The 3,021-nt window shown below is 45.0% G+C and carries 3 protein-coding genes; 1 reads left to right on the top strand and 2 read right to left on the bottom strand.

Annotated features, from left to right (window positions below):
- Positions 1-626 (bottom strand): transglutaminase-like domain-containing protein (locus F6K53_RS36315; protein ID WP_293084292.1); only part of this gene is annotated, 626 nt, incomplete at its 3' end.
- Positions 627-702: 76 nt separating this feature from the next.
- Complete coding sequence (locus F6K53_RS36320) at positions 703-837, bottom strand: hypothetical protein (protein WP_293084295.1); 135 nt, start codon at positions 835-837, stop codon at positions 703-705.
- A gap of 489 nt (positions 838-1,326) precedes the next feature.
- Here F6K53_RS36320 and F6K53_RS36325 point away from each other — a divergent pair, with 489 nt between their 5' ends.
- A complete protein-coding gene (locus tag F6K53_RS36325) occupies positions 1,327-2,940 on the top strand; it encodes an NHLP bacteriocin system secretion protein (RefSeq protein ID WP_293061976.1) in 1,614 nt (537 codons plus the stop codon).
- Positions 2,941-3,021: the final 81 nt, after the last annotated feature.

Genomic DNA, 3,021 nt, shown 5'->3' on the forward strand with positions numbered 1-3,021 from the left:
GCTCTAGGTAAGTCTTGGCGATTGAGGTAAATTAATTTAAGATTCATTAACATTCGTGCCAACAGCTGCCGATTACTAACCGGTGCTAGGAAACGTGGTTGTAGCGTTACCGGATGCCCATAAATTTGGGTTAGTCGTTCCTCGCAGTCTTGTTCAAATAAAATCTCACCGCCATCGAAAGAATCCACAAAGATACCCACCTGCTCAAACTGTGGGCGAATTAGGAAATGCCCTGGCATCCCAATACCAACCATGGGAAAATCAAGGCGTCGAGCGACTTCCAGGTAAACCACGGAAAGAGTAATCGGAATACCTGTGCGCCGATCAATTACCTGATTGAGGAAACTATTACCGGGATCGTAGTAATCACTCCTATTACCCGAATATCCTAGGTCATCATATAAATACTGATTAAGAGTTTTAATTACTCGGAGAGGATAGCGTTCCTTTGGCAAGCGCTCTTCTACTTCAGATGCCATCACATCTAAGGCATTGAGGTAATCATCAATAGCCAGATCCGGATATTCTTCCTGAGCGATATAAAGCGCTGCTTTTGCCAAATGAATTTGGTCATCTGGCTGATTTATTTCTGTGTAAAACCCTTGACGCCCTGAGGTAAAGTCCATCTAAAATTCCGTCAGCTACTCTGATTATATAGTATTTTTATTTGAGATCTAAATATAATATTGATATAAAAAGGGACTAGGGAATAGGGAATAGGGAACAGAGAATAGAAAACAGGGAATAGGGAATAGGGAACAGTGTCAAGATATACGAGGATTTTTTAGTGTTATGATAAAGCTCCGAAGTTCTTTGTTTCCTTTCATCACAATTCATCTATAGTATGATTTTTTCTATTGCATAGAACTATCACTGTTCACAATTTAAATAGGATTGCTATAGAACTCCAAAAGTTGTTCTAAGTAGCTGGACAAAAATAAACCTCGCTTCTTGATTCAGTCGCTCATGGGGGAAACCACGGCAGTCGCTCATGGCGCATGGGTCTGTGTGCGGAACCTGCGTCCGCACCTGTCAGCCATGCAAAGCGCGAGTGGGGGAAACCCCCGCATGAAGGCTTAGGTGCGCTTTCCGTAGGCGAATTAAATTCGCCACGGGTCGCACCTCTGCATCGCTCTCCAGCCCGGTGGGAACCCCCGCATGAAGGCGCTGCCTCCCCAAGACCGCGCTGCATCGCTATATTAACTTGTGTAAAGTTGCCAAAAATCCCTCTGCTCCCTGCTCCCTGTTCCCTGTTCCCTGTTCCCTGTTCCCTGTTCCCTGTTCGCTATTTCAACAGTTAATTTTACTTTTGTCCGACTACTTAAAATGTTCAAGAACAAGAAAAGTCTGTTTCGCCAAGAATCACTTGAACGGCTATCTTCCCCAGAACGGCTGGATCAGTTGATGCAAGTGGTTAATCCTAGGGATTGGCTACCGTTAGCGGCTTTGGGGGGTTTGGTGTTTTTGGCTGTGATTTGGAGTATTTTTGGACGGATTCCCATCACTGTCACCGGTCAAGGAGTACTAATCCGTCCTCGGCGGCTAGTACAGTTTCAGTCCACTATATCTGGACAGTTGGACTCTCTAAATGTCGGGGAGGGGCAATGCTTTGAGAAAAATGATGTACTGGCAACCATTGACCCATCTGAACTCAAAAAGCAGTTACAGCTGCAACGGAGGAAACTAAGTCAATTGCAGGTACAGGATAGAGATAGCAATTTAATTTCAACTCAGCTAACCCAACTGGAAACGGATGCGATCGCAAAGCAGCGAGCTAGCTTACAGCAACGGTTGCAAGATGCCATGGCTCTGACTCCTGTACTAAAAGAGAAAAACTTTACTGCGATCGCTCGACAGCGTCAAAGTCTAAACCAACAGCTGCGGGATGCCATGGCTCTGACTCCAGTATTACAGGATAAGGGATTGAAAGCGATCGCACAGCAGCGCCAAAGCTTAGAACAACGGCTCAGGGATCTTATAGCTCAAGTCCCAGTTTTCAAACGGAGATGGCAAAAGCGTCAGGAACTGTCGGCGGTAGGGGGAATTGCCGAAGATGCTGTTTTACAAGCGGAACAAGAGTATCGCCAAGCCGTGCAGAGTATCTCGGAGCTGGAAGCACAGTTGAAGCAACTGGATGTTAGTGAAACTGAAACAGAAGGCACATACGTACAGAATCTCAGTACGATTAGTGAGATTCAAGTAAAGTTAGAGGAACTCAGTGTTCGAGAAACTGAGGCGCAACAAAAATATTTGGATAATCTTAATACCATATCCCAAATCAGAGCACAGTTACAAGAGTTGGATACCAAGGAAAAACGTTTAGACCAACAGAATTTGGAAAGTTCTAATCAACGAAGCAATCAGATTCAGGACGTGAAGCTAGAAATTGCTCGACTGGAAAAGCAACTGGCAGACAAGAGTAAAATTCTGAGTCCTTACGCTGGGTGCGTTGTCGAAATTGCTGCTGTTAGGGGACAAGTGGTTCAACCCGGAACCCAGCTCGGCACCATGACAGTTAAGGGACAAAGTGATGGCATGGAGGGCATTACCTATTTCTCGGTCAAGGACGGGAAAAAGATTCAACCGGGAATGCTGATTCAAATTACACCGGATACAGTCAAGCGACAACGATTTGGTGGCATTGTGGGCAAAATTACTTCAGTTTCACCCTATCCTGTAACTCGCGAGGGAGCAGCTAGTGTAGTTGGGAATCCAGAAGTAGTAGATAATCTGATCGGTCAGGGGGGAGCAATGATAGAAGTCTACGCTCAATTAGAAGCAGATTATACCACGTTTAGTGGCTACCAATGGTCATCTTCCGATGGTCCAGACTTGAAAATTTCTGCCGGAACTACTACCACCGCTAGGGTGAGAGTAAAAGAGCGTGTGCCGATTAGCTTTGTCTTGCCGATTTTGCGGGAATGGAGTGGGATTTATTGAAGGTTTAAAGGTTTAATGTTGAAAGTTGAAAGTTGAAGGTTGAAGGTTGAAAGTTGAAAGTTGAAAGTTGAAAGTTGAAAG

Source organism: Moorena sp. SIO4A1 (assembly GCF_010672065.1).
Taxonomy (GTDB): domain Bacteria; phylum Cyanobacteriota; class Cyanobacteriia; order Cyanobacteriales; family Coleofasciculaceae; genus Moorena.